The organism is Kineosporia sp. NBRC 101677 (genome assembly GCF_030269265.1).
GTDB classification, from domain to species: domain Bacteria; phylum Actinomycetota; class Actinomycetes; order Actinomycetales; family Kineosporiaceae; genus Kineosporia; species Kineosporia rhizophila.
On the sequence record NZ_BSTA01000039.1, the window covers coordinates 1 to 955 of the forward strand.

Sequence of the window (955 nt, forward strand, 5' to 3'; positions counted from 1 at the left end):
CTAGGGCGTGTCCTGCGGATCTTCATCGGAGATGAAGAACGATGCAGGCGAGGACGATCTCGGCGCGGTGGTAGGCCGCTCGCTTGGCGAAACGGGTGGCCAGGCCACGGAACTGCTTGAGCCGGTTGAAGCAGCGTTCAACGACGTTGCGGAGTTTGTAGTGCTCGGTGTCGAAGGCTGGTGGCCGGCCACCAGCCGATCCCTTGTCCTTGCGGCGCTGGATCTGGTCGGAGCGTTCGGGGATGGTGGCCTTGATCTTCCTTCGGCGTAGTTCTTTCCGGGTGGAGGGGTGGGTGTAGGCCTTGTCGGCCAGGACCCGGGCCACCGTGACCTGCAAACCGTCGACATTGATGGTGTGGATGTCGTCCAGCAGCGGCAGGAGCTGCGGGTTGTCGCCGGCCTGACCAGGGGTCAGGATCACCGACAACGGCAAGCCGTCACGGTCGACGGCCAGGTGGACCTTGGTCGTCAGTCCGCCCCGGGATCGTCCGAGGCATTCCCCCTCGATCGCGATGCGTTCCTCGATCCAGGGGGCGCAGCCCCCTTTTTCCGGGCCCCAGCGGCATGCTGGTGGGCCCGGATACTGGTGGAATCGATGCTGACGATGAACTCGATGTTGTCCTCGAAGGTCCCGATGGAGTCGTCCTTGACGATCACGTGTTCCAGGATCCGGTCCCAGGTCCCGTCCGCGGTCCACTTCCGTAACCGCTCGTGGGCAGTTTTCCAGGGGCCGTAGCGTTCGGGCAGGTCACGCCAGGGAGCACCCGTGCGTTCCTTCCACAGAATCGCGTTGATCACCTGCCGGTGCGGTCTCCACCGGCCACCCCGCTGCCCTGTTTCCAGGGGCAGCAGAGGCTCGATAACCGCCCACGCCTTATCCGTCAGTTCTCCACGTCCAACCACGAATCCATCATTTGCACACGATCATGAACAAGATCCGCAGGACACGCCCTAG

1 protein-coding gene is annotated in these 955 nt (G+C 63.7%); it reads right to left on the bottom strand.

Annotated features, from left to right (window positions below; all coding sequences use genetic code 11):
* Nucleotides 1-22: 22 nt before the first annotated feature.
* A protein-coding gene (locus QSK18_RS35630; protein ID WP_352396737.1) for an IS5 family transposase occupies nucleotides 23-903 on the bottom strand; the annotation gives its coding sequence in 2 pieces (ribosomal slippage) (nucleotides 23-513 and nucleotides 513-903; 882 coding nt in all).
* Nucleotides 904-955: the final 52 nt, after the last annotated feature.